A 23,150-nucleotide genomic window follows, 5' to 3' on the forward strand; every position below is an offset into this window, starting at 1 on the left:
GCACGCTCTTTCAACAACTGGCGCAAGTTCCGTCAGACCGTTAACGAACTTGGCCGCATGTCTGCCCGCGAACTGCAGGACCTCGGTATCGATCGCGCCGACATCCGCACCGTTGCTCGCGCATCGGTCGCTCGCTAATCAGCGCCAGACTTTACCTGAATGATACCGCATGACGCCCGCTGATGACGCGGGCGTTTTTGTATTCGGGCCGCGGGATTGTGCCTTGCCCGGCTGCTTTTCTTGTCAGATTCCGAGGTGTGAACTTTGTGCATAGCTGCAGTGCAGCATTGTGTCTATGAAATGCCGGTGATCAGCGTATGATCATTTCCAACGAAGCAATGCACCTCCTCCCGCAGAGCTTCGTGTTTCAGACGTCCCACTCCTCCTCCCAAGGGGCGTCTGTCGGAACAGCGGCACTCCTCCTCCCAGTCGCTGTTCGGTTCTTTTCGGAAAGCCTGCCGCACCTCCTCCCGCGGCAGGCTTTTTCGATTCAGGGTTCAGGGAACTGCCGAGGGCGGAAATCACACTGTAAATTTGTGGCTCGATACGGAAGACCGCCGTATACGCTTGCGTATGGCTCTATGCTGTTTGAAAGCTTTGACGAGTGGTGCGGAGCATGGCAGGTCGGTTCGCAATGACAATCATGCAAAAAATCTCCCAGGGCGATCTCGAGGCAAACCTTGCAGCTCAGGCGCAGGGCGAAGCTTGCGATCTGAGCAATGCCGATCTCTCGGCCATCCTGTGGAACGGCCTTGATCTCAGCGGCACGACCATTGCCCTGTCGCTTATACGAGACGCGCATTTTTCTGCGGGACAGGTACTGCATGGTTGTTGCTGGATCGGAAACAGGATCGAGAACTGCGTGTTCGCGTCGATATCGATCTCAAAGTCCGAGATGCTCGATTGCGAATTCAATGGGTGCGCCATGGAGGCGATGCAGCTCTTCAGGGCTGACCTGTCCGGCACGCTTTTTTCCTCTTGCCGGTTTGTCGATGTTGATTTTTCGCAAGCCACCATGATCCGGGTCGGGTTCGAGAATTGCATTTTCGTTCAGACCCGGCTGACCAAGGATTTGCTGTTTACCGGCACCGGTGATTTCGTGTTCTCGGCTGGCGAGTTGGTTTCTCCTGACCGATAACTGCATCCCGTTTGAGCAAAGGCAGCAGCAGGCTCGCAATGAAACGTGCACCCAGGTCCTGAGAGGGAAATGACATGCAGCACAAGAGAACGTTATGGCGCGGCGCATTGATCTCGCCATGGGTGGTGCCGGTGGGCATGCCGATTCTCGTGCTTGTCGCGGAATTCCTGACGGATGGAACGATAGATGCGCATGCCGGTGAAATCATCCTGATGTTCCTCTTTTTCGGCGTGCCGTTCACCTATCTCGTGACCTTTCTGCTGGTCGTCCCCATGGCGCTGTTTCTGCGTGCTCACAACGCTCTATCGTCCGTCCGGCTGTGCGCTTGGTGTATGCTGCTGGGGCCTTTGACGATGTGGGGCTATGCCTGGCTGCTCAGCGGTCAGCCGTCGAAAGTGCTTGAACTTTCGGGCGTGATTTTCACCTCGGCCTATGGTCTGATCTCCGGTGCTTGCTTTTGCGCGGCATCCGGCATCAGACTGTTTGCTCGCAGCGGTGTAGCGCATCAGGCATGACATGCAGGCGCCTGTCGCCCATCGCTGCTTCCGGCTCTGGTGATTGACGGCTAAGGCATCAACATTATCCGTTCGTTTTGGAAAAGCAATAAACTGTGCGGTTCTGGGCTCCGTGGATGGCGAAAACCGCTCGACCACGTTACGCTCGCGCCTATGGATTCGAGCCTTGTATCACTGACGCCTTCCCATATTCCTCCTCGCGCCGTGCCGACATGGGCGATGCCGCGTGGTGCGGTGGCAAGCGACCTGGATGCCGCATTCGTCGCCGGTGCAGCGTTGACCGCACTGGACGATCTGGTGCGCTCCGAGCCTGTCTGGGCCGGTGCCTGGCGCCAACGGCTCGCGCTGAAATGCGCTGTTGCCGGCGTCAGGCTGACGGGGCGGACGGAGGACGAGGCGGCTCTGCGTGACGCCGTCTTGCTGCGGGCTGCGGGTGACGATGCAGGGCCTGCGGGAAATGTGTTTTTGGCAACCCGGAGGCTGGCGGCGCGCGCCATCTTGCTCGACACGAAAACCCTGCGCGAAATCGCCGACCTGTTTGCTTTGCGTTGGGATGATGCGTTGGAGGATATGCCGGGTCTGATCGACGATCTTTTGCAGCCGGGCCGGGCCGCCCCCTTTGCCGTTGCCGAGTTGGTCACGGCAGTTTGCACACGGCGCCCGGACGCAGAAATCCTGGCCTGGTGGCTGGCGGACTGGTTGCTGGCCAAAAAGCTTGGTTGGCCACAGCCGGTGCCATTGTTGCTGGCCGAGCGCTATGGCCCCGCATTCCGGACATCCGCGGGCAGGGGGCGGGTGCAACCCGGCGATGAGGCTTTTCCCCGGTCTGTTTGTGTGGCTCTGGTTCAGGGAGCGGATACGGCATTGCGGCAGGCGGCGGAGATCGCCCGCCGCGCCGGGCAGTTGCAAATGGCCGCACCAAAAGTGCGGACCAAAGGCGCGGAAACCGTTATCCGGCACTTGCTGAACGACGATGCGCTGTCGGCCTCCGCACCCGGCAGCAATCTCTCCCGCTGGGCCAGCCGCAGGCTGTTCGAGCGGCTGGAAAGCTTGGGCGCCGTGCGGGAGCTTTCGGGCCGTCCGACCTTCCGGATTTATGGGTTGTGAGCATGGCCGACACAGGCAAAGCCGAAAAACGCAGGGCAAGGGCAAAGCCGCAAGACGAGGTTCTGTTCGATCGGGAATTGGAAGACCTGCCGGCCGACCTGCGCTGGCGCGAATGGATGCTCCGGGTCGAGGCGGTGATCTTTGCGGCGGCGGAGCCGGTCAGCCGCGAGACACTGGCGCGGGTGGTCGGGAAAAACTGCGGCATTGATCTTTTGATCGACGATCTGCGGGAGGAACTGCGCGGCCGGCCGTATGATCTCGTCTCGGTCGGTGGCGGCTGGCAGCACCGCACCCGGTCTGCCTATGCTCAAACCATCCGCACCTCGGCCGCTCCCACGCGCTCGGCGACAGCCATGCTCTCGCAGCATGAGGCGACGGTTCTGATGGCGGTGGGATATTTCCAGCCGGTGACGCGGGGAGAGCTTTCGAAAATCTTCGGCAAGGAGGTCAGCCGGGATACGATCGCCAGTCTTCGCGGTGCCGGCTTCGTCGCTGCCGGTCCACGCAGTCCGACGCCCGGTGCGCCCTATAGCTACGTCACGACGCCGGCTTTCCTGTCGGCCTTCGGCTTCGATACGCTTCGTGATTTGCCGGATATCGAGATGATGGAGGATGCAGGTCTGCTGAGCCGGCGGGCGGCGGTGCCGATGGACATTTTCGAAGATGAGCGTGACGAGACGGATGCGTTCGAAGGGGAATGAGATGCAAACCGCGCTCTTTAGATACATATAGTCGGCGCTTGATAGCGTCTGTCTCATCGATGTGCCGGTTCCGCATTTCTCGATCCACAGATGGAAACGGCCGCCCTGCTCAAGGGCGTCTGCAGCCTCACATTATTTCAGCTTCAGTTCCCGATCGGGAATTTCCATTCTCCTTTCGGCAAAAACATTAGCAATTCGTTGTTATCAATAGGGCATAAAATATATAGATTATAGCGACGAATTTGGAGCGTCGCGCATGAAGATTGTCGGTCTCTCGGGGAATGTCAAACGGCCGTCCAGAACGGCGTCGCTGGTGGAGGCCGTCGTCTCCGGCATCGGTGACCGCATTGGAGGTCAAAGCCGGGTCATTGAGCTTGTCGATGCTGCGCCGGTTCTTTTCAAGGCTTTGCGGGCTGACCAGCTCGATACCGAAGGGCGGGCGATCATCGATGCCGTGGAGGCAGCAGACGTCCTCGTCGTCGGCTCGCCGGTCTATCGCGCCTCCTATACCGGCGCCCTCAAGCATCTGTTCGATCTGGTCGACTATCGGGCATTGACCGGCAAGCGCGTCATTTTGGCCGCGACCGGCGGCACGCCGCTGCACGGATTGATGACCGAGCACCAGCTGCGGCCCCTGTTCGGCTTCTTCAACGCATTCACCCTGCCGACCGCGATCTACGCCACCGAAGCCGATTTTACCGAATACACGCTGACAAGCCCAGCCGTGCGGGAGCGCGTCGAGCGCGCCGTTTCAGAACTCGCGCAGGTCCTGCCTGCCATCGATCCAGCCGCTGTACGCGTTTCGGGGCATCGCCCGGCGCTGGTTGCGGCCCAAGTCTAATTTGCATTGAAGAGGAGATTGCAATGCCACATATCGATAGAGACCCGGTCAAGTTCGCCTATTGGGTTCCCAATGTTTCGGGCGGTCTGGTTATCTCGAATATCGAGCAGCGCACCAGCTGGACGATCGAATATAACCGGAAACTGGCGCAGATCGCCGAAGCCAGTGGCTTCGACTACGCGCTGAGCCAGATCCGCTTCACCGCAGGCTATGGCGCCGAGTTCCAGCATGAATCCGTGTCGTTCAGCCACGCGCTTCTTGAGTCGACGACGACGCTGAAGGTCATCGCCGCCCTTCTGCCTGGCCCATGGAACCCGGCTCTTGCCGCCAAGCAGATTGCCACCATCAATCACCTCACCAATGGCCGCGTCGCCGTCAACGTCGTCAGCGGCTGGTTCCGCGGCGAATTCCACGCGATCGGCGAACACTGGCTCGATCACGATGAGCGCTACCGGCGTTCCGAAGAGTTCATCCGGGCGTTGCGCGGCATCTGGACCGAGGACAACTTCACCTTCAACGGCGATTTCTATCGCTTCAACAACTACTCGCTGAAGCCGAAGCCGATCGATCCGCAGCCGGAAATCTTCCAGGGCGGCTCCTCGCGTGCTGCACGCGACATGGCCTCGCGCGTTTCCGACTGGTATTTCACCAACGGCAACACGCCGGAGGAAATCCGCAAGCAGGTGGATGACATCCAGGGCAAGGCAAAGGCCAACGGTCATTCGGTGCGTGTTGGCGTCAACGCCTTCGCGATCGTTCGCGAGACCGAGGAAGAGGCGCGGGCCGTCCTTGCCGAGATCATCGAGAAGGCCAATCCGGACGCGGTCAACGCGTTCGGGCACGAGGTCAAGAATGCCGGCAAGTCTTCGCCCGAGGGCGAGGGCAACTGGGCGAAATCCTCGTTCGAGGATCTGGTTCAGTACAATGACGGTTTCCGCTCCAACCTGATCGGCACGCCGCAACAGGTGGCCGAGCGTGTCGTTGGCCTGAAGCGGGCCGGCGCCGATCTCATTCTTCTCGGTTTCCTGCACTTTCAGGAAGAGGTCGAGTATTTCGGCAAGCATGTGATCCCGCTGGTGCGCGCACTTGAGGACGCTGAAGGCTTAACGGCGGTGGCTGCCGAGTAATCCAAGTCAAATAGGCGGCGGGACCTATCCCGTCGCCGGCATGGGCAAAATATCGCGCGGGCCGCTGGCGGCCCGTGAACGGAGATGTGCGTCCTGATCTGGGGCCAATCGGAAGACGTTCTGGAGAAACAAGGCATGCATGCGATGACATTTGCTTACGGCGGACTGGGGGCCGCACCGTTTCCTCCGGGTATTCAGGATCATTTGGCGGGCTTGGATGGTCAGACCGCGAGGGGCGAAGAGCAGTCGGCGGACGTGACGGATGTCGTTCTGCGGCTTTCCGGCGTCAGCCTCTCTTTCGGTGGGGTCGTGGCTCTTTCGGGTATCGAGCTTGCCGTGCGGCGTGGCGAGATCAGGGCTATCATCGGGCCGAATGGCGCCGGCAAAAGCTCGTTGATCAACGTTATCAGCGGTGTCTATCGCGCCGATCAGGGCCATGTCCGGATATCCGGGAAGCGTTATGCACAGGTACCTACCCAGAAGCTCGCCAGCCTCGGCATTGCCCGCACGTTCCAGAACCTTGCCCTGTTCAAGGGGTTGAGTGTTCTCGACAATGTCGTCTCCGGGCGCGCGCATACCGTCCGTTCCACCTTTCTCGGGCAGATCGCCGGCTTCGGTCTCGCCCGCCGTGAAGATGCGGATGCCCGGGCGCGTGCGGGGCGTATCCTCGATTTCCTTCATCTCGACCACGTCGCCGACCGCCTGGCGGGAACCTTGCCCTATGGCCTCCAGAAGCGTGTCGAGCTTGCCCGTGCATTGGTCGCAGAGCCGGACATCCTGCTGCTCGATGAGCCGATGGCGGGGATGACGGCGACGGAAAAGAACGAGATGGCCGGATTCGTCCGCGCCGCCCGCGATGAATATGGGACCACCGTCGTTTTGATCGAGCACGATATCGGCGTGGTCATGGGCCTTTCCGACCGGATCGCTGTGCTCGACTACGGCCTCAAGATCGCCGATGGCACGCCGGAAGACATCCGGGCCGATCAGCGGGTGATAGACGCCTATCTCGGGGTCGCGTCCGAAAATGAAGACGGGGAGGGCATCTGATGGCGGATTTCGACTGGCTGTTCTTCATCGAGGTTCTTGTCGGCGGTCTGCTGTCCGGCGTGATGTATTCGCTGGTGGCGATCGGTTTCGTGCTGATCTACAAGACTTCCGGCGTGCTGAATTTCGCGCAAGGCGCGATGCTGCTGTTCGCAGCGCTGACCTTTGTCAGCCTGACCGAGCGCGGCGTTCCCTTTGCTCTTTCGCTCGGCATTACCTTCGTCATCATGGTGGCGATCGGCATCATGATCGAGCGAACGGTGCTGCGCCCCTTGACCAACAAGCCGCCGATCACCTTGTTCATGGCGACACTGGGCTTGTCCTATATGATCGAAGGTGCTGCGCAGTTGATCTGGGGCACGCAGGTTCATGGCCTCGATCTTGGTATCGAGGATGTTCCGTTCGATGTCGGCGGGGTCTTCATCAGCCAGTTCGATATCTTTGCCGCCGTGGTCGCCGCAGGCATGGTCGCGGCTCTCTCTGCCTTCTTCCGCTATACCCGGATCGGGCTCGGCTTCAGGGCCGTGGCCGACGACCAGTTCGCGGCCCTTGCCGTTGGTCTGCGCCTGCCATGGATCTGGGCGACGGTTTGGGCTGCGGCCGGCCTGGTCGCACTGGTGGCGGGATTGCTCTGGGGCGCGCGGCTCGGCGTCCAGTTTTCCCTGTCGCTGGTGGTGCTGAAGGCCCTGCCGGTGCTGGTGCTGGGCGGCTTTGATTCCATTCTTGGCGCGATTGTCGGCGGCCTGCTGATCGGGGCGACGGAGAAACTCGCCGAAGTCTATATCGGCGAATATTTCGGTGGCGGCATCGAGAGCTGGTTTGCCTATGTCGTGGCGCTTGCTTTCCTTCTCGTGCGTCCCTCCGGCCTGTTCGGCCAGAAGCTTGTGGAGAGGGTCTGACCCATGACCGCTATCGACGCCGATCTTCATCTGCCTGCACACTCTCCCCGCTGGGCTGTTCCCGTCGCACTGTTCGGCATCGCCTATCTGGTGATCCCTTTCATCGGCACCAGCTATTTGTTCGAAGCAATCCTGCTGCCGTTTCTCGCTCTCAGTCTCGCAGGGGTGGGCCTCAATCTTCTCACCGGCTATGCCGGTCAGGTGTCGCTCGGCAGCGCCGCCTTCATGGCGGTCGGGGCCTTCGCCGCCTATAATTTCAATCTGCGGGTCGAAGCTCTGCCGCTGATCGGCAGCATTTTTCTTGCAGGGCTTGCCGCCGCCGCCATCGGCATCGTCTTCGGCCTTCCCAGCCTTCGCCTCAAGGGCTTCTATCTCGCGGTATCGACCCTTGCCGCCCAGTTCTTCGTGCAATGGGCGCTGACGAAATTCAGCTGGTTCTCCAACAATTCGGCGTCCGGCGTCATCGATGCGCCGCCACTGTCGGTGGCTGGCGTGGTTTTCGAAGGCCCCGTCGGACGCTACCTGTTTTCGCTCACCGTCGTTGCCGTGCTGACATTCCTGGCCTATCGGCTGGTTGTCTCCCAGACGGGACGCAATTTCATTGCCGTGCGCGACAACGAGACGGCGGCAAGGATCATCGGCGTTCCGGTGCTGAAGACCAAGCTCCTGGCCTTCGCGATCTCGTCCTTCATCATCGGCGTTGCCGGTGCGCTCTGGGCCTTTGCCTATCTGCGCACCGTCGAGCCCGCCGGCTTCAATCTCGACCGCTCGTTCCAGATCCTCTTCATCATCATCATCGGCGGGCTTGCCTCCATCCGCGGGGCCTTTTTCGGCGCGGCGCTGATCGTGGTCTTTCCGCTGATCCTGTCGCGGCTGGGCTCTTTTCTTTTGGGCGATGTTTTCGATTCCGGCGTGCTCGAGATGAGCCAGCGGATCGTGCTCGGCGCGCTCATCATTCTGTTTCTGATCCTCGAACCGGACGGGCTGGTGTCCCTCTGGGATCGGGTTCGAAAACGCATTGGCACCGCCTTGCGGCGGGCCTGATCAAGTCCGGAGCCTGAAAGCTCCCAACACATGCAGCCAAGCTTTCCAGATCAACCCAAAACCGGTGCTCTCGCCGGTCGATACCAGGAGTGTGCCCAGATATGACGATCTTCAGAAAATTCAAAGTCGCAGCGCTTGCTGCGGGCATCGCCTTCACGGTGGCGCTGCCGGCCGCACAGGCGGACGAGCAGTATTTCCCGCTGCAGAGCTATCGCGTCGGTCCCTATGCGGCCGGCGGCACCGGTTTCTTCGGCGGCTTCATCGATTATCTCAACCTGATCAATACCCGCGACGGCGGCGTCAACGGTGTCAAGCTGACCTGGTCGGAAGCCGAAACGCAATATGAGGTCGAGCGTGGCGTCGAGGCCTATGAGCGGCTGAAAAGCAATCCCAACGTCGCCGCATGGAATCCGCTGTCCGTCGGCATCGCCTATGCGATGATCGATCGGATCACGCAGGACAAGGTGCCGTTGATCACCATCAACCACGGCCGCACCGATAGCACCGATGGCCGGGTCTTTCCTTACGTCTTCCCGCTGCTGCTCAACCCCTACAGCGAGACGTCCGGTATCGTGAACTACATCGCCGGCAAGGAAGGCGGTCTCGAAAGCCTGAAGGGCAAGAAGATCGTCGTGCTTTACCATGGCTCGCCCTATGGCAAGGAAACCATTCCGATCTACGAGCTGCTGGCGCAGAAATACGGTTTCGAGCTTCAGCAGATCGAGGTTCCGCATCCGGGCAACGAGCAGCAGTCGCAATGGCTGACGATCCGCCGTGCGAAGCCTGATTATGTCGTCCTGCGCGGTTGGGGCGTCATGAACCCGGTTGCCTTGAAGACGGCTGCCAAGACCGGCTTCCCGGTGGATCACATCATCGGCAATGTCTGGTCCAATTCGGAAGAGGACGCTATTCCGGCCGGCGATGCCGCCAAAGGCTATACGGCAATCACCACGCAGGCATCCGGCGCCGAATATCCGGTCGTCCAGGAAATCGTCAAGACGCTCTATGACGCCGGCAAGGGCAATCTGGAAGACAAGAAGCGCATCGGTTCGGTCTACCACAATCTCGGCATCGTCAACGGTATCCTCAACGTCGAGGCGATCCGCATCGCGCAGGAAAAGTTCGGCAAGCGCACGCTGACCGGCGACGAAGTCCGCTGGGGCTTCGAACACCTGCAGCTTGATCCCGCCCGCGTCGAGGCACTTGGCGCCAAGGGGCTGTTCCACTCGATCAACGTCACCTGGGACAATCACGAGGGCAACGGCTATGTGACCTTCCAGCAGTGGGACGGCAAGAAGTGGAATGTCGTCTCCGACTGGATTGCGCCGGACTGGGCACTGCTGCGGCCGATCATCGAAAAGTCCTCCGAAGCCTACGCGGCCGAGAAGGGCATCAAGCTGCGCACGGCTGAAGACGCCGAAACCGCCACCAACTGATGTGTTCCGGCCGGCACGATTCTGGAAGGCTTTGGCCTATCCGAACATGCCGGCCGGTCATAGAAATCGCTCACGCAGGATTGGAAAGCGCCATGGGTCACAACGAGGTTCTGCTCTCGGTCAACGGTGTGAAGGCAATCTACAACCATGCCATCACCGCTCTCCATGGTGTCAGCTTTACGGTGGCGCGCGGTGAAGTCGTCGCGCTTCTCGGCGCCAATGGGGCTGGCAAGACGACAACGCTGAAGGCGGTTTCCAATCTTCTTCCGGCAGAGCGGGGTGCTGTGACGGAGGGAAGCATCCTGTTCGAAGATCTGGATGTCACTACCGCCAGACCGGCTGATCTGGTCAGGTCCGGTCTCGTCCAGGTGCTGGAAGGGCGCCATTGCTTCCGCAGTCTGACGGTCGAGGAAAACCTCGTGACCGGCGGGCTGGGGCGCAGCGGCAAACGCGCGGAGATCGCCGCCGATCTGGAAAAGGTCTACGCGCATTTCCCGCGTCTGAAGGAAAAACGCCATGCGCTGTCCGGCCTCACGTCCGGTGGCGAACAGCAGATGACGGCGATCGGCCGGGCGCTGATGTCGCGGCCGCGGCTGCTGGTTCTTGACGAGCCTTCGATGGGGCTTGCCCCAATCGTCGTCCAGGACATTTTCAGAACCCTGCGCAGGCTCAACCGCGAGGAAGGCCTGTCGATCCTTGTCGCCGAACAGAACTCCACCGTTGCCCTGAAATATGCCGACCGCGCCACGATTCTGGAAAACGGCGTTGCCGTTCTCTCCGGTGATGCTGTGGAACTGCGCAACAGGGACGATGTCAAAGCCTTCTATCTCGGCCAAACCCCGTCACCGGCCGTCCCGAATACACCCATTCTTCCGGCAATCGCGGTTTGAACCGCGCCGCATTTTCTCAAGAGGAGACGATCAGAATGACCCTATCCAATGTCAATACCAACAATGCCGCCAAAGCGGTACCCGGAGTGCCGCGCCCGGCGGAACCGGCCCATGTGATCAAAACCGATGCCGAGGCGATCCGCATTGCAAAGAGGCTTGCCGCCGATTTCGTCACGGGCTCCGCAGAGCGCGACCGGGATAGAATCTGGCCGGTCAAGGAGCTGGACGCCTTCTCGCAGAGCGGCCTCTGGTCGATCAATGTGCCGAAGACGTTCGGCGGCCCGGAGGTGTCCTATGCGACGCTCGCCAAGGTTATCGAGATCATCTCGGCGGCAGACTCGTCCATCGGCCAGATCGCCCAGAACCATCTCGGCGTCGTCGCGGCCATCCGGACCGTTTCGGACGAAGAGCAGCAGAAGCTGCTGTTCGCCGAAGTGCTGAAAGGAACCCGCTTCGGCAACGCCTTTTCCGAGTTCGGCTCCAAGCGCGCCGCCGATTTCGAGACACGATTTGTCGATGCCGGCGATCATATCATCGTCAACGGTCAAAAGTTCTATTCGTCGGGCGCGCTGCTTGCGCATCTGGTACCGATCGTTGCGCTCGATGACGAGGGCAAGGCTTGGTATGCCATTGCCGAACGGGATGCGCCAGGCCTGACCGTCATCGACGACTGGTCGTCGTTCGGACAGCGCACCACATTGTCGGGAACGGTCATCCTCAACAACGTCAAGGTGCCGAAGACCCATCTGGTGCCTGGCTACAAGGGCTACGCGGTGCCGACGGCCGACGGCGCGATCTTCCAGATCATCCAGGTCGCTGTCGATACCGGCATTGCGCAGGCTGCCATCGATGAAACGGTCAGTTTCGTGCGCACCAAGAGCCGCGCCTGGGTGGATTCGGGTGTCGACAACGCCTGGGATGATCCCTACACGATCCAGGCGATCGGCGACCTGACGCTGCGCCTGCATGCAGCCCAGGCGCTGCTGGAAAAGGCGGGCTATGCGATCGACCGGGCGATCGTCGATCCGAATGCCGAGACCGTGGCGGAAGCGCAGATCGTCACGGCGGAAGCCAAGATCCTGTCGACGGAAATCGCCATCGCTGCGACCAACAAGCTGTTCGAACTGGCGGGGACCCGCTCCACGCTTGCCGAGCATGGCCTTGACCGGCACTGGCGCAACGCCCGCACCCACACGCTGCACGATCCCGTCCGCTGGAAATATTCCATTCTTGGCAAGTATTTCCTCAACGGCGAAAAGCCGCCGCTTCACGCCTGGAGCTGAAGCCGGGCCATAACGATTGCCCCGCGATCAGTTCGACGGGGCAATTGGTGTTACTCTTCGGGTCTGCTCTTGTTGGAGACCCGGAGAAGCCCCGATGGCGTTACTTCGACCTGCAGGGCACTGTAGTTTTCAGCGGTCGCATGCCGTGTTTCCAGTTTCGCCTTGTGCGTCGCGCTGATGACGATGATTGAAGCACCGGCCGCTTCAGCGGCTTTGATTCCAGCCGCAGCATCTTCGAAAACAAGACAGTCCTCTATGCGCTGTCCCAACCTTTCCGCAGCCAGTAAGAAACAGTCGGGCGCAGGCTTCCCGTTCTGCACATCCTCGCCGGTGATCAGCAGCGGAGGCGTACGAAAACCGGCGGCTCTCAGGCGGACGATCGCCAATTCCCGGGGGGCGGATGTCACGATCGCCCAGCGGTCCATGGGCAGGGACGCAAGAAAATTGCCCGCCCCTGCGATGGGTTGAATACCTGCCACGTCGGCAACTTCGGCTGCGGTCAGCAGCTTGACCTCTTCGGCCGGATCGACGCCGGGGAGGCCAAGCCGGGTGATCGTCTCGATCGCCTTTCTTCCATGAACCACCGACAACAAAGCCTCGACATCGACATTATGCCGCAAAGCCCAGGCCGACCAAACCCGGTCGGCCACCGCGATCGAATCCAGCAGGGTCCCATCCATGTCGAACAGGAAGGCGCCGAAGGATCGGCCGGGATAGATGGGCACGGACATTGTCACAGGCTTTCACAATTGGCGGATAGAGAGGGTTTGCGAGGCTGGTCCCTCAACCCGTATGGATGGCGGACAAGCGGTCAAGAATGGCCTGCGCGGTATTCACGTCTGTGACCAGAGCATTGATCATGCCGGATCGTGCTGCGCCGATGATGCCGGACGCCTTGGCAGGCGTTGCCGCGATGGCAACCGTCAGAGGAATCTTGCGAAGCTGCTGCGGCGACGCGGCAATCATGCGTTCTTCACCGTCCCAATGCAGGATCTCGCCACTCTCGGTCACATAGTGGCGCAAAACGTCGCCTGCTGCCTGGCTAAGGGCTTTCTCACCCGGGAGCGCGCCCGTTGCTTCGGAAGGATTGGCCGAATGCCGCAAGCCAACGCCGACGATCGCGGCATCGAGCTTGTTCCAGAGCGATGTCACCTGCTGGACCGTTGGGTCGGAAAGGAAAGCATCCCGCAGTTCGGAGGATGAAATATAGGGCGCATGCAGAAAATGCGGCACGCCCCCCATCTGTTCTGCCGCCTGACGGACGAACTCATTGGTCTGGAAGTGCGGCGCTGCCTGCTGCATCCCGCCGTTGAGCGCGACTGTCGCAACGCCGGGCAATTGAGGAAGGCCGGCAAGCGTTACCTGCCGCACAGCCCGTCCCCAGCCGATGCCGAGGGTCGAGCCCGATTGCAGTCCGGCCTGCTTGAGCAGGGAGCCGACCGCCGGCGCAAGCGCGCTCAGCAGGTTGGACGGCGGTGCGTCGATGACGGCAGCCGTTCGCAATTTCAGCCCGTCAATGAGCGCTGTGGTCAAATCTTCCGAAGGAGAAAGATCGATCACCTCGATGCGGACGATCCCGGCAGTGCGCGCTTTCTGAAGCAGACGCGATACGGTTGCCGTTGATAATCCTAGCTTTTTGGCAATGTCGACCTGCGACATATCTGACTGGTAATGCAGCTTTGCAACCATATGCAACAGGGTACGGCTTGCCATAGCCTCTTGGGATTGAGACGAATTCAGGTTGAAATTCCTTTCTGCAATGTGTTACACACATCGGGACATGAAGAAGTTATCGCTCAAATCTGCCGATTTCGCAATGAATATGCGGCCTGCGGGGACTCTTAATGCTCAGTGACTGCTTTCCCTCCAGCTAGAGCGGAAAGAAATTTCAGCATCCCGTTTCGGGTGACATAAAGGGAGGACTTGATGTCCAGATTAACGACAGCCGAAATGCGCGGTTACCAGCAGATTTGCGGAAATGATGGAGCCATGATGGTCATTGCCTGCGATCAGCGCGGCGGCATGCGTACCTTGCTTGCCAAGGACCCGCAGGAGCAGGCGGCGATTTCCGACAAGACCCTGGGTGACACCAAGGCTGATATCGCCCAATTTCTCGCAAGCAAGGCATCCTGCGTGCTGGTTGATCCGATCTGCGCCGTTCCGGCTCTTGTCGATGATCGTATCATTCAACGCGATACCGCGCTCCTCATTGGTCTGGATGCGTCGGGCTGGGATACGTCGCCGGAGGGATACCGGCTTTCCAAGCTCGTTCCCGGTATCACGGCCCGCCGCGTTCGCGAACTCGGTGCCACGGGCGGCAAGATCATGGTCTATCTCCGGTCGGATCGGGACGAGGCAAACGTCCACAACATCAAGATCCTGCGCCACTGCATCGAGGATTTCGCGCGGGAGGACCTGTTGCTCGTTGTCGAGTTCCTGACCTACAAGTTTGATGACGAAGACGAGGCTGACTACAAGGCGAAAACCCCGTCGTTGATCGTCGGCGGAAGCCGGATCTGCCTTGACTGCGGATCGAAGGTCCTCAAGATCCCGTACCCGGGAACACCGGAAGCCTGTGCGCAAGTCACGACGCTTGCAGGTGACGTGCCGTGGGCGGTACTGTCCGCCGGCGTCGATCATTCGACGTTCCTGAAACAGGTTGAAGATGCGATGCGCAATGGGGCTTCCGGTGTTATCGCCGGCCGGTCACTCTGGAAGGACTGCATTTCTCTGGATCGCTCGATCACCAAGGAGCGGCTGGAAACGGTGGCGGTTCCGCGGCTTCGCGAAATTCAGGCCGTGATTGCCGCTCATTTCAAAGCCGCGAAATTCGAACATGTCCGTCAGGGTCAGAAAGCTCATGCCTGAAGTCGCCGTTGGCATAGACATTGGCGGTACGAATATTCGTGCCGCCCTCGTCTCCAAGCGAGGCGATATTTTGACAAAACTGTCGGAACGAACGCCGGCAGATCCTTTGCAGGTCATTGAACGCATCAAGGCGATGGTGGGTCGGCTTGATGCGCCGGGAGATGCGGGTATCGGCATCGGTATTCCCGGCCGTGTGGATGTCGCGAACCGTGCGATCCTGTCCGGGGGTATTTTGGATTTGGCGGGCATCGATTTCGCCAACCGGGTGGAGAGTGCTCTCGGCAGAAGGGTCATCCTCGAAAATGATTGCAGCATGGCACTCATCGCGGAAATCGGTCTCGGTGCCGCCAGGGGTTACCATCGTGCCGCAATGCTGACGATCGGAACCGGTATCGGCGGCGCGGTTGCGAACAGCGGCCGGATTTATCATGGCCGGCAGACGGCCGGACAGTTGGGGCATATTTCCGTCGCGCAGGACGGCCCCCTCTGCCCATGCGGAAGACGGGGATGCGTCGAAACCTTCAGCTCGGGTACCGCGCTGCGTCGCCACATGAATGAAGCAGGACTGCAGGCCACATCCGTCAGCGATGTTTTCGAGATGGCGGCAAGTGGCAACACGGTGGCCAAGGCCGTGTTGCAGGCCTGGGCATCCCCTTTGCGCGTCGCGGTCGACAATATCGCGGCGACGATGGATCCGGATGTCATTGTGCTGGGCGGCGGGCTCGGCTCTGCCGCCGCGCGTGCTCTCGCAGATTTCCCGGCTGTGGCACCGTGGTTTCAGCCGAAAATCCTTGCCGCAAAATTTGGAGACGATGCCGGGGTCATCGGCGCGGGCCTATCCACTTTCGCCAGCGGTGGAACGGCGGCTGAAAAGCACGTCGTGCTGGTCAACGGTGTCCCCGCATCGGGGAAAAGCGGCCTGGCAAAATCGCTATCACAGCGCACCGGATGGCCAATCCTTTCGCTCGACGGCATCAAGAATCCATTCCTGCAGCACATTGGCGGCGTGGACCGGGATTTCAACCGGACATTGGGAAAAGCGAGCTATCAGGCGATCTGGTCGTTCATTCGCGACGCACCGGCCGGATCGACATTCATTGTCGATGCGTGGTTCGGCTTCCAGCCGAAAACCGTGCTCGAAGGCTATATCAGGGATGCCGGTGTCGATCGTACCGCGGAGCTTTGGTGCAAGGTCCCCGGAACTGTCGCGGGCGAGCGCTATGCCCGCCGTTTGAAGGATCGGCTGCCGGGCCATCCGGGGGCTGAATATGTTCAGGAGCTGGTGGCGCTTGCCGATCGCGCGGAGCCCATCGGATGCGGCCCGTGCATGACGGTCGATCAAACCAGGGAGCCGGATATGGGGGTGGTGACCGACTGGGTTTCGCAGGTGTTCGGCGAGCCGGAAGAGCATGCGGACCTGCGGTGATGAGGCACATCCAACCGGCCAGAACTGGGGTGTCCAAAACCGAAAATAAGTCGATAGAAATTCATTGCAGCAAAAAATTACTTGACGAGCCGTCATAACCAGCGTGATTATCCATTCTGCCGGGAAGGGAGTTCCGGCTTCAAAGAGGAGGAAAGCATGGAACGTCGTTCATTCTTGAAGGCCAGTGCGGTTGCAGCGCTTGTAAGCGTTACGGCTGTCGCGGGGCAGGCCCAGGCCCAGGACAAGAAATTCACAATCGCCCTTATTCCGGGCCTGACCACGGACGCTTTTTACATCACCATGCGCAAGGGGGCCGAGGCCGCCGCTGCCGCGGTGGGCGCCCAACTGGTGTTCCAGGGGGCTCCGGATTTCAACCCGGTCACGCAGGTTCCCGTGCTCGATGCGATCATCGCAAAGAAGCCTGACGCCATTCTGATCGCGCCGACGGACAAGGACCAGTTGATCCAGCCGCTGAAGAAAGCCAGCGATGCCGGCATTCCGGTGATCACCGTCGATACCTTCATCGGTGACGGCGTCTATCAGACAGGCAAAGGCGATGCCGAGTTCCCGCTTGCCTATGTCGCCTCCGACAATGTTCTTGGTGGCGCGATTGCGGCACGGGCGCTGGCAAAGGCCGTCGGTGAAAAGGGCAAGGTTTACGTCTCGAACGTGAAGCCCGGCATCTCCACCACCGATCAGCGCGAGGAAGGCTTCAAGGAGGAAATGAAGAAGTTTCCGAACATCCAGGTTCTGGAAACACAGTTCAATGACGACGATGCCAACAAGGCAGCGTCTCAGCTCCAGGCCGTCTTTGCCCGAAACTCCGACCTTGACGGCGTCTTCGGCGCAAACCTCTTCTCGGCTCTCGGTGCTGCGAACGGTGTCCAGCAGGCGGGGCAAACCGGCAAGATCAAGGTCGTCGCCTTCGACGCACCGACATCGATCGTCGACAACATCAACTCCGGCCTCGTCGATCTCGCCATCGCCCAGCACCCGGCTGAAATCGGCTATTTCGGCGTCATGGCGGCTTATGCCCACCTGACCGGCAACTCGATCCCTACCGCGATCGGCACGGGCTTCACGGTTATCGACAAATCGAATGTCGCCGATGAGAACGTTGCGAAGTTCATCTACTCCAATTGATCGAATAGAGCCTAGCGCCTCGCTGAAACGGCGAGGCGCATTTTTGACCAATAGCAGAGGGACGGGTGCGACGATCTGCGGATCGTCAGTGCTCGGGTTCAGGTTGATCCATGACAATCGAAAGCACCGATGTCCGCGAAGCGGTCCATCATGTGGCGCCACAGGCCGACCACGGCGATCAGGCAAAAACCATCGTCAATCGTATCGCACAATTGCGTGCATGGCTGTTTCTGGCCGCACTCATCATCATCTTCGAGGTTTGGGCCTGGATTGACTTCTCCGGCACTTTCGTCGGATCGTCCTTCAACTGGCAGTCCGTAGCGGTCTTCGCCGTGGCGCCGTTGCTGCTGGCCATCGGCCAGACCTTCGTCATCATCACCGGCGGCATAGATCTTTCGATGGGCTTCATCATGGGGCTCGCAGCCGTCGTTGCGGCGCATGTGACCAATCTCGCCGGCGTTTACATGCCTTTTCCGTTTGCCGTGCTTGTCGGCGTCATGGCGGCATTGATGGCGGCTGCGATCCCGGGAGCCATCAACGGACTGCTGATCTCGCGGCTCAACGTGCCGCCGTTCATCGGAACGCTCGGCATGTTCGGCGTCGCCCGCGGGGCCGCTTTCCTGCTGGCCGGCGGCACTACCGTTCCGGTCAAGAACTCGTTCTTCGCCGAATTGGGCAATGGCCGGCTCTTCGGTGTTCCTTACCTTGTTCTGGTCACGATCGTCTTTGCGGTCATCATGCATTACATCCTCAGCCAGACCCGCTTCGGGCAGCATAATTATGCCATCGGCGCCAATGCGCAGGCCGCCCGGCGTGCCGGCATCAACATCAAAAATCACCTGCTGAGGCTCTACATACTGTCCGCCGTCTGTGCCGGACTTGGCGGCGCGCTTTACGCGGCCCGCTTTACGGCAGGTGCCGCACAGGCCGGCGAGCCCTTGCTGCTCGACAGCGTTGCCGCGGTCGTGATCGGCGGGGCAAGCCTGTTCGGCGGATCCGGCACCATCGCCGGTACCGTGGCCGGCGCCCTCGTCATCGCCGTCATTCAGTACGGTCTGGTCTTCATGAATGTCGAACCCTTCTGGCAGTTCATTGCCGTCGGCATCGTCATCATCATTTCGGTTCTGATCGATCAGGCGCAACGCCGGTTCAGTGGAGCAAAGCAACATGAATAGCGCGACACCTCTTCTCGAAGTCCGCAACCTGTCTCGCTATTTCGGCGCGGTCAAAGCCCTCGACGATTGCTCGATGGTCGTTCGCCCCGGCGAGGTCGTAGCGCTGGCCGGCGACAACGGTGCCGGCAAGACGACGATGATCAAGGCGATCTCGGGCGTCTATCCGCCGACGGCCGGTGAAATCCTGATCGAAGGCAAGCCCGTCGTCTTTTCCTCCCCGCAGGATGCCCGCGAGAAAGGCATCGAAACGATCTATCAGGACCTGGCGCTTGCCGATAACCTGACGATCGGCGCCAACATCTTTCTCGGCCGGGAACCGATGAAGAAACTCTTCGGCTTCCTGCCGGTAATCGACCGCAAGGCGATGGCCGATGCGGCGCGCGCCACGATGGCGCAGCTCGATTTCCATGTGAAGCGGCTCGACGCGCCGGTGAGCAATTTTTCCGGCGGTCAACGTCAGGCGGTTGCCATCGGCCGGGCGGTCTATTGGAACGCCCGCATCCTCGTCATGGACGAGCCGACCGCCGCGCTCGGTGTCCCCGAGCAGAGAAAAGTGGTGGCCTTGATCAAGTCGCTGAAGGCCCAAGGGCGGGGTGTCGTGTTCATCTCGCACAATCTGCAGGACATCTTCGCGGTGTCGGACCGGATCGTTGTCCTTCGCCGCGGCATCGTCGCCGGCGAGCGCAATATCAACGAGACCACGCATGACGAGGTCGTCAAGCTGATGATCGGCGGTTAGCTGGTTTTCGCAAAACGGCGCGCCCGGTCGCGGGTTGCCTCAAAAATGCGGGTGACCGGACTGCTACGCAGACGCTCCGGTCACCTGCAGCAAAGCCGAAGTTGCCGCCGTTTTCAGTTTCCGTATCGGCCCGTGAGACCAAGCCTTTCGGCCAGCAGGACGGACCGATTGATCGTGCGAACGAGCGTCTCCGCATGCTCACTGACAAGAAGATCCAAACTCTCTTCCTTCGACTCGGCAAATGCCCGGAAAACCGACGCTTGCATTTCGGCAAGCGCTGCGAGTTCGCTCATGACGGCGCGATCGGCGGCCAGAGCGGCGAGGTGATGGGCAGTGACCGGGCCGACGCCCGGAGGCGTGCGGGTTCCGCCTGACTGATACCCTTCAGGCAGCGTTCCCTTTAGATTGACCACTTTTCGCAAGCGGATCACATCCATGATCTGATCCACCGCCTGCCTGGCGCCGGCAACGCGTGACGGATGGTCGGTGTCTGCTGCGGCATGCGGCAGAAGCTCCAGCTTGTCCGCGTGCCGGTCCACCAGACGGAGATAGGGCTTCATCGGCCCTGACAGCTCCCCGGTGTCCGGATTGCGAAACAGGTCCGCATCGATTGCCGCATGCCGGATTTTCCCCGACGTCAGTGCTTCGTCCAGTGCTGCGATATCGACGAGCTCGCCACGGTCGTAGTTGATGAGAACCGCTCCGTCGCGCAACGCCGAAAGAACGGTGCCGTCGAGCAGGCCGCCATTGGCATAGCGGCCGGTACCTGTATCGAGATTGCCGAGACCAACGTGAACGCTCAGGACATCGGCCCCTTTGGCTGCATCGAGCGGTGTCGCCGCATAAACGAAGCCCTCGGACTCGATCCATTCGCGATGCCTTGCTCTTGCGTGAATGACAACGGTCATGCCGAACGCACGGGCGAGTTTTGCCAGCTCGCGGCCGATATTGCCGTAGCCGATGATGGCAATGGTCTTGCCTTCGAGCTTCGCGGTCGGATAGTCGCGCAGTTCCTTGCCGGTATCGAAATCGCCGGCGGTAACGCGCGCATGCAATTGTCCGACATCGAGATCGGGCAGCACTTTCAGCATGGCCTTCATCGCCATCTGCGCCGTCGCCCGGCTGTTGATGCCGGGCGTGTTCATCAGCGGCGCTTCGCCGCCGTCGCCACCGCCGCCGCCCCATGAAGCGGAGCCCATGTTGCCGGTCCCGGCACCGATCCGCACGCCACCCAGGGGGAATACGGTTTCCTTGGGGATGAACGTCGCAGCCGCGATGACCGCATCGTACTGGCCCTGGCCTGCAGCCGCGATCAATTCGTCACGGGTGCTCAGGTCGGGCTGGTAGAAGAAATGAACCCGGCCCTTTTCCAGATTGGCATGTACGGTCAGCCCGCCGTCGTGAAAGAGACCGCCCTTGTTCTCGATATGGCGACGGGCCTCGGAGCAATCAGGATTGCCATCTGCACCCGGGAGCAGACCAATGAGGTCGCAGACCAGCACGGTGTAGGCGCGGTTCGGATCGAGACATTGAACGGTTTCGGCGGCGCCAGTCATGACGATCTCTCCAGGGATTCGGACGGGGTATTGGAAGTGGTGTGGATTAGAAACGGTTCAGGCGAAAGGGTGTCAGATCGATCATCACCGGTTTTGCGGCAGCCATCTCCGAGACGATTTTCCCCGTAACCGCGCCGCCGATCAAGCCCTGATGGCCATGACCGAATGCGTAGATGACATTTTTCGCCCGTGACGCCCTGTCGATGACGGGAATGCTGTCGGGCGTGCCCGGACGATGCCCCATCCAGCGGGTGACCTCGCCGACCTCCAGCCGGTTGAACATCGGCCGTGCCTGCTTGAGCAGGGTATCGGCACGGTGCATGTTGGGTCCGCGTCTCAAGCCCGCAAATTCGACATTGCCGGCAATGCGCAATCCGTCTTCCATCTGTGACGCGACGAACTTGCGGTCGGCGGAAATCGTCTGGATGCGCAATCCGCTGTCCACGCCTCTTGCCATGACATGGTATCCGCGCTCGCTTTCGAAGGGGATCCTGTCGCCCAGCATTCTGGCAAGCTCGGCCGACCAGGCACCGGCGGCAAGCACGATCGTCTCGACCCCCAGCCGCTCGCCGCCTTCCAGCTTCAGGGCGAGGGGTCCGGCCGCACCCATCTCAAAACCGGTGACCCGCGCGCGGATAAACCGTGCGCCCTGCCGTGCGGCATGTTCGGCAAGTTTTGCCACCAGACGCCCGGGGTTCGGGCACTGGCCCTGCTCGGGAAGATAGACGGCGCTCTTGAAGATCGGGGCAAGTGCCGGTTCGAGCTGGCGGATTTCGTCGGCGTTCAAGATTTCGACCTTCACGCCATGTTGCCGGCGAAGGCCAAGACCGTAAGCGCCCTTTTCCGGACCATCGGTGTTTTCATGGACGAAAAGCTGGCCGCGCCGCTGTAAAAGCTCCTCGCAATCCGCCTCCCTGATCAAGGGCTCGTAGCACTCGAACGTATAGCGGTGCAGCGATCGCATCGCCGCCGCGATCTCCTCGACGCGCGGTTTCCGGCTCGCGGCCAGAAACCGCAGGAGCCAGGGCAGGGCGTGCGGCAGGTAAGCCAGCCGCACGAATAGCGGACCTTCCGGGTCCATCAGCCATTTGGGCACGTTTTTGAGCACGCCCGGCATCGAATTCGGAATGCAGGAGCCGGGGCAGATCCCGCCGGCATTGCCGAAGGAGCATTGTTCCTCCGAGCCGGGCAGGGCCGGGTCGACCACATCCACGGCAAAGCCCTGCTTCAGCAGATAGTTCGCGGTGCAGACACCGATGATGCCTGCGCCGATGACGGTGACCCTGCGTGGAGCCGGCTGCGCATTCGAAGTCATGATATTGGACCTACAAGAGCATGAGGCGCTATCTGTAATAGCGGCATGCGGACAATCGGATCGGAAGCCTGCCGGACGACGCTTTCGCCAGCAGGCTTTCGCGCTCCGTTACGGTGCGATTTCGCTCGATATGCCGGAGCGGAATGCCGACAGCGAACGCGACACGCTCTGTTGCAGCATCCGGAAATCGGAGAGATAGGCCATGAAGCGGTAGCCCATCTTGCGCATGTCGGCGCCATAGGCGACAGAGCCGCAATGGATGCCCGGAATGACGCCCGCCTCCTTGCATTTGGCGGCGATATATTCGATCGCCTCGTAGACGGCCGGATAGCGCGGATCGAAGCCGGGGGCTTCGCCCATGGTGACGGCGAGATCCGACGGGCCGACGAAGATCGCATCGAGATACGGCGTCTTGAGGATGTCTTCGAGGTTCTTGACCGCTTCCTCGCTCTCGATCATCGCCATGGTGACGATCGTATCATTGGCATGCTGGAAATAGTCGGAACCGGCATAGAGCGAAGCGCGCAGGGGGCCGACCGAGCGGCCGCCCCTCGGGAAATAACGGCAGGCCTTGACGAAGGCGGCGGCTTCATCGGCCGTGTTGACCATCGGGCAAATCACACCATAGGCGCCTGCATCGAGCACCTTGCCGATGATCGCCGGATCGTTCCAGGGAACGCGCACGAAGGGGGCGGTATCGGTGGTCGAGATCGCCTGCAGCATCGGCACCGCATCGGTGTAGTCCGTCGCACCGTGCTGAAGATCGACGGTCAGGGCATCCCAGCCCTGCTGCGCCATCAGTTCGGCCGAGATCGACGACGGAATGCCGAGCCATCCGGTGACGACTTCGCCGCCGGCGGCCCAGATGTCTTTTACCTTGTTTCTACGCATAGCAGGATC

General features: G+C 60.7%; 22 protein-coding genes and 1 pseudogene. 18 read left to right on the plus strand and 5 right to left on the minus strand.

Annotated features, from left to right (window positions below):
* From ADU59_RS12995 to ADU59_RS13055, 13 genes are all read left to right on the plus strand, one after another.
* The coding region (locus tag ADU59_RS12995; protein WP_068954561.1) for a DUF1127 domain-containing protein at positions 1-138 on the plus strand (138 nt) is incomplete at its 5' end.
* Between the two features lie 478 nt (positions 139-616).
* A complete protein-coding gene (locus tag ADU59_RS13000) occupies positions 617-1,138 on the plus strand; it encodes a pentapeptide repeat-containing protein (RefSeq protein WP_244506422.1) in 522 nt (173 codons plus the stop codon).
* A 74-nt stretch (positions 1,139-1,212) separates the two neighbouring features.
* The gene (locus ADU59_RS13005) at positions 1,213-1,653 is read left to right on the plus strand and encodes a hypothetical protein (RefSeq protein ID WP_068954562.1); all 441 of its coding nucleotides are present in this window, start codon (positions 1,213-1,215) and stop codon (positions 1,651-1,653) included.
* A 153-nt stretch (positions 1,654-1,806) separates the two neighbouring features.
* Positions 1,807-2,760, plus strand: a complete 954-nt coding sequence (locus tag ADU59_RS13010; RefSeq protein ID WP_068954563.1) for a DUF1403 family protein — start codon at positions 1,807-1,809, stop codon at positions 2,758-2,760.
* 2 nt (positions 2,761-2,762) lie between these two features.
* Entirely contained in the window at positions 2,763-3,461 is a 699-nt protein-coding gene (gene scpB, locus ADU59_RS13015; protein ID WP_068954564.1) for an SMC-Scp complex subunit ScpB, read from the plus strand.
* Between the two features lie 256 nt (positions 3,462-3,717).
* Complete coding sequence (gene msuE / locus ADU59_RS13020) at positions 3,718-4,302, plus strand: FMN reductase (RefSeq protein WP_068954565.1); 585 nt, start codon at positions 3,718-3,720, stop codon at positions 4,300-4,302.
* Positions 4,303-4,325: 23 nt separating this feature from the next.
* Complete coding sequence (gene sfnG, locus ADU59_RS13025) at positions 4,326-5,429, plus strand: dimethylsulfone monooxygenase SfnG (RefSeq protein ID WP_068954566.1); 1,104 nt, start codon at positions 4,326-4,328, stop codon at positions 5,427-5,429.
* Positions 5,430-5,564: 135 nt separating this feature from the next.
* The gene (locus ADU59_RS13030) at positions 5,565-6,479 is read left to right on the plus strand and encodes an ABC transporter ATP-binding protein (RefSeq protein ID WP_068954886.1); all 915 of its coding nucleotides are present in this window, start codon (positions 5,565-5,567) and stop codon (positions 6,477-6,479) included.
* Entirely contained in the window at positions 6,479-7,375 is an 897-nt protein-coding gene (locus tag ADU59_RS13035) for a branched-chain amino acid ABC transporter permease (RefSeq protein ID WP_068954567.1), read from the plus strand. Before ADU59_RS13030 ends, ADU59_RS13035 begins: the two co-directional genes overlap by 1 nt.
* A gap of 3 nt (positions 7,376-7,378) precedes the next feature.
* Positions 7,379-8,419, plus strand: a complete 1,041-nt coding sequence (locus tag ADU59_RS13040) for a branched-chain amino acid ABC transporter permease (protein WP_068954568.1) — start codon at positions 7,379-7,381, stop codon at positions 8,417-8,419.
* Between the two features lie 101 nt (positions 8,420-8,520).
* On the plus strand, positions 8,521-9,855 hold the full coding sequence (locus ADU59_RS13045) for an ABC transporter substrate-binding protein (RefSeq protein WP_068954569.1): 1,335 nt from the start codon (positions 8,521-8,523) through the stop codon (positions 9,853-9,855).
* Between the two features lie 92 nt (positions 9,856-9,947).
* Positions 9,948-10,745, plus strand: a complete 798-nt coding sequence (locus tag ADU59_RS13050; protein ID WP_068954570.1) for an ABC transporter ATP-binding protein — start codon at positions 9,948-9,950, stop codon at positions 10,743-10,745.
* 35 nt (positions 10,746-10,780) lie between these two features.
* Positions 10,781-12,028 carry an SfnB family sulfur acquisition oxidoreductase gene (locus ADU59_RS13055; RefSeq protein WP_068954571.1) on the plus strand — a complete coding sequence of 416 codons (1,248 nt, stop codon included), beginning with the start codon at positions 10,781-10,783 and terminating at the stop codon, positions 12,026-12,028.
* A 50-nt stretch (positions 12,029-12,078) separates the two neighbouring features.
* Here the strand turns inward: ADU59_RS13055 and ADU59_RS13060 are convergent, their stop codons facing one another.
* Together ADU59_RS13060 and ADU59_RS13065 are read right to left on the minus strand one after the other, a co-directional pair.
* The gene (locus ADU59_RS13060) at positions 12,079-12,759 is read right to left on the minus strand and encodes an HAD-IA family hydrolase (protein WP_068954572.1); all 681 of its coding nucleotides are present in this window, start codon (positions 12,757-12,759) and stop codon (positions 12,079-12,081) included.
* A gap of 52 nt (positions 12,760-12,811) precedes the next feature.
* Positions 12,812-13,741, minus strand: coding sequence for a sugar-binding domain-containing protein (locus ADU59_RS13065; RefSeq protein WP_139093170.1), 930 nt, complete (start codon positions 13,739-13,741; stop codon positions 12,812-12,814).
* Positions 13,742-13,954: 213 nt separating this feature from the next.
* Between ADU59_RS13065 and ADU59_RS13070 the strand changes: the two genes are divergently transcribed.
* From ADU59_RS13070 to ADU59_RS13090, 5 genes are all read left to right on the plus strand, one after another.
* The gene (locus ADU59_RS13070; protein ID WP_068954573.1) at positions 13,955-14,896 is read left to right on the plus strand and encodes a tagatose-bisphosphate aldolase; all 942 of its coding nucleotides are present in this window, start codon (positions 13,955-13,957) and stop codon (positions 14,894-14,896) included.
* Positions 14,889-16,322, plus strand: a complete 1,434-nt coding sequence (locus ADU59_RS13075; protein ID WP_068954574.1) for an ROK family protein — start codon at positions 14,889-14,891, stop codon at positions 16,320-16,322. Before ADU59_RS13070 ends, ADU59_RS13075 begins: the two co-directional genes overlap by 8 nt.
* 156 nt (positions 16,323-16,478) lie before the next feature.
* Entirely contained in the window at positions 16,479-17,465 is a 987-nt protein-coding gene (locus tag ADU59_RS13080; protein WP_068954575.1) for an ABC transporter substrate-binding protein, read from the plus strand.
* 110 nt (positions 17,466-17,575) lie between these two features.
* Complete coding sequence (locus ADU59_RS13085; RefSeq protein ID WP_068954576.1) at positions 17,576-18,640, plus strand: ABC transporter permease subunit; 1,065 nt, start codon at positions 17,576-17,578, stop codon at positions 18,638-18,640.
* Positions 18,633-19,379: an ATP-binding cassette domain-containing protein gene (locus tag ADU59_RS13090; protein ID WP_068954577.1), complete on the plus strand. Its 747-nt coding sequence runs from the start codon at positions 18,633-18,635 to the stop codon at positions 19,377-19,379. Before ADU59_RS13085 ends, ADU59_RS13090 begins: the two co-directional genes overlap by 8 nt.
* A gap of 113 nt (positions 19,380-19,492) precedes the next feature.
* Here ADU59_RS13090 and ADU59_RS13095 read toward each other — a convergent pair.
* The 3 genes and pseudogenes from ADU59_RS13095 to ADU59_RS13105 form a co-directional block, all read right to left on the minus strand.
* Positions 19,493-20,902: pseudogene (locus ADU59_RS13095) on the minus strand (NAD(P)-dependent oxidoreductase); the annotation flags it as partial.
* A gap of 79 nt (positions 20,903-20,981) precedes the next feature.
* Complete coding sequence (locus tag ADU59_RS13100) at positions 20,982-22,250, minus strand: NAD(P)/FAD-dependent oxidoreductase (protein ID WP_068954579.1); 1,269 nt, start codon at positions 22,248-22,250, stop codon at positions 20,982-20,984.
* Between the two features lie 108 nt (positions 22,251-22,358).
* Entirely contained in the window at positions 22,359-23,141 is a 783-nt protein-coding gene (locus tag ADU59_RS13105) for an HpcH/HpaI aldolase family protein (RefSeq protein ID WP_068954580.1), read from the minus strand.
* Positions 23,142-23,150: the final 9 nt, after the last annotated feature.

The sequence above is a fragment of the Pararhizobium polonicum genome, assembly GCF_001687365.1.
In the GTDB taxonomy this organism is placed as follows: Bacteria; Pseudomonadota; Alphaproteobacteria; order Rhizobiales; family Rhizobiaceae; genus Pararhizobium; species Pararhizobium polonicum.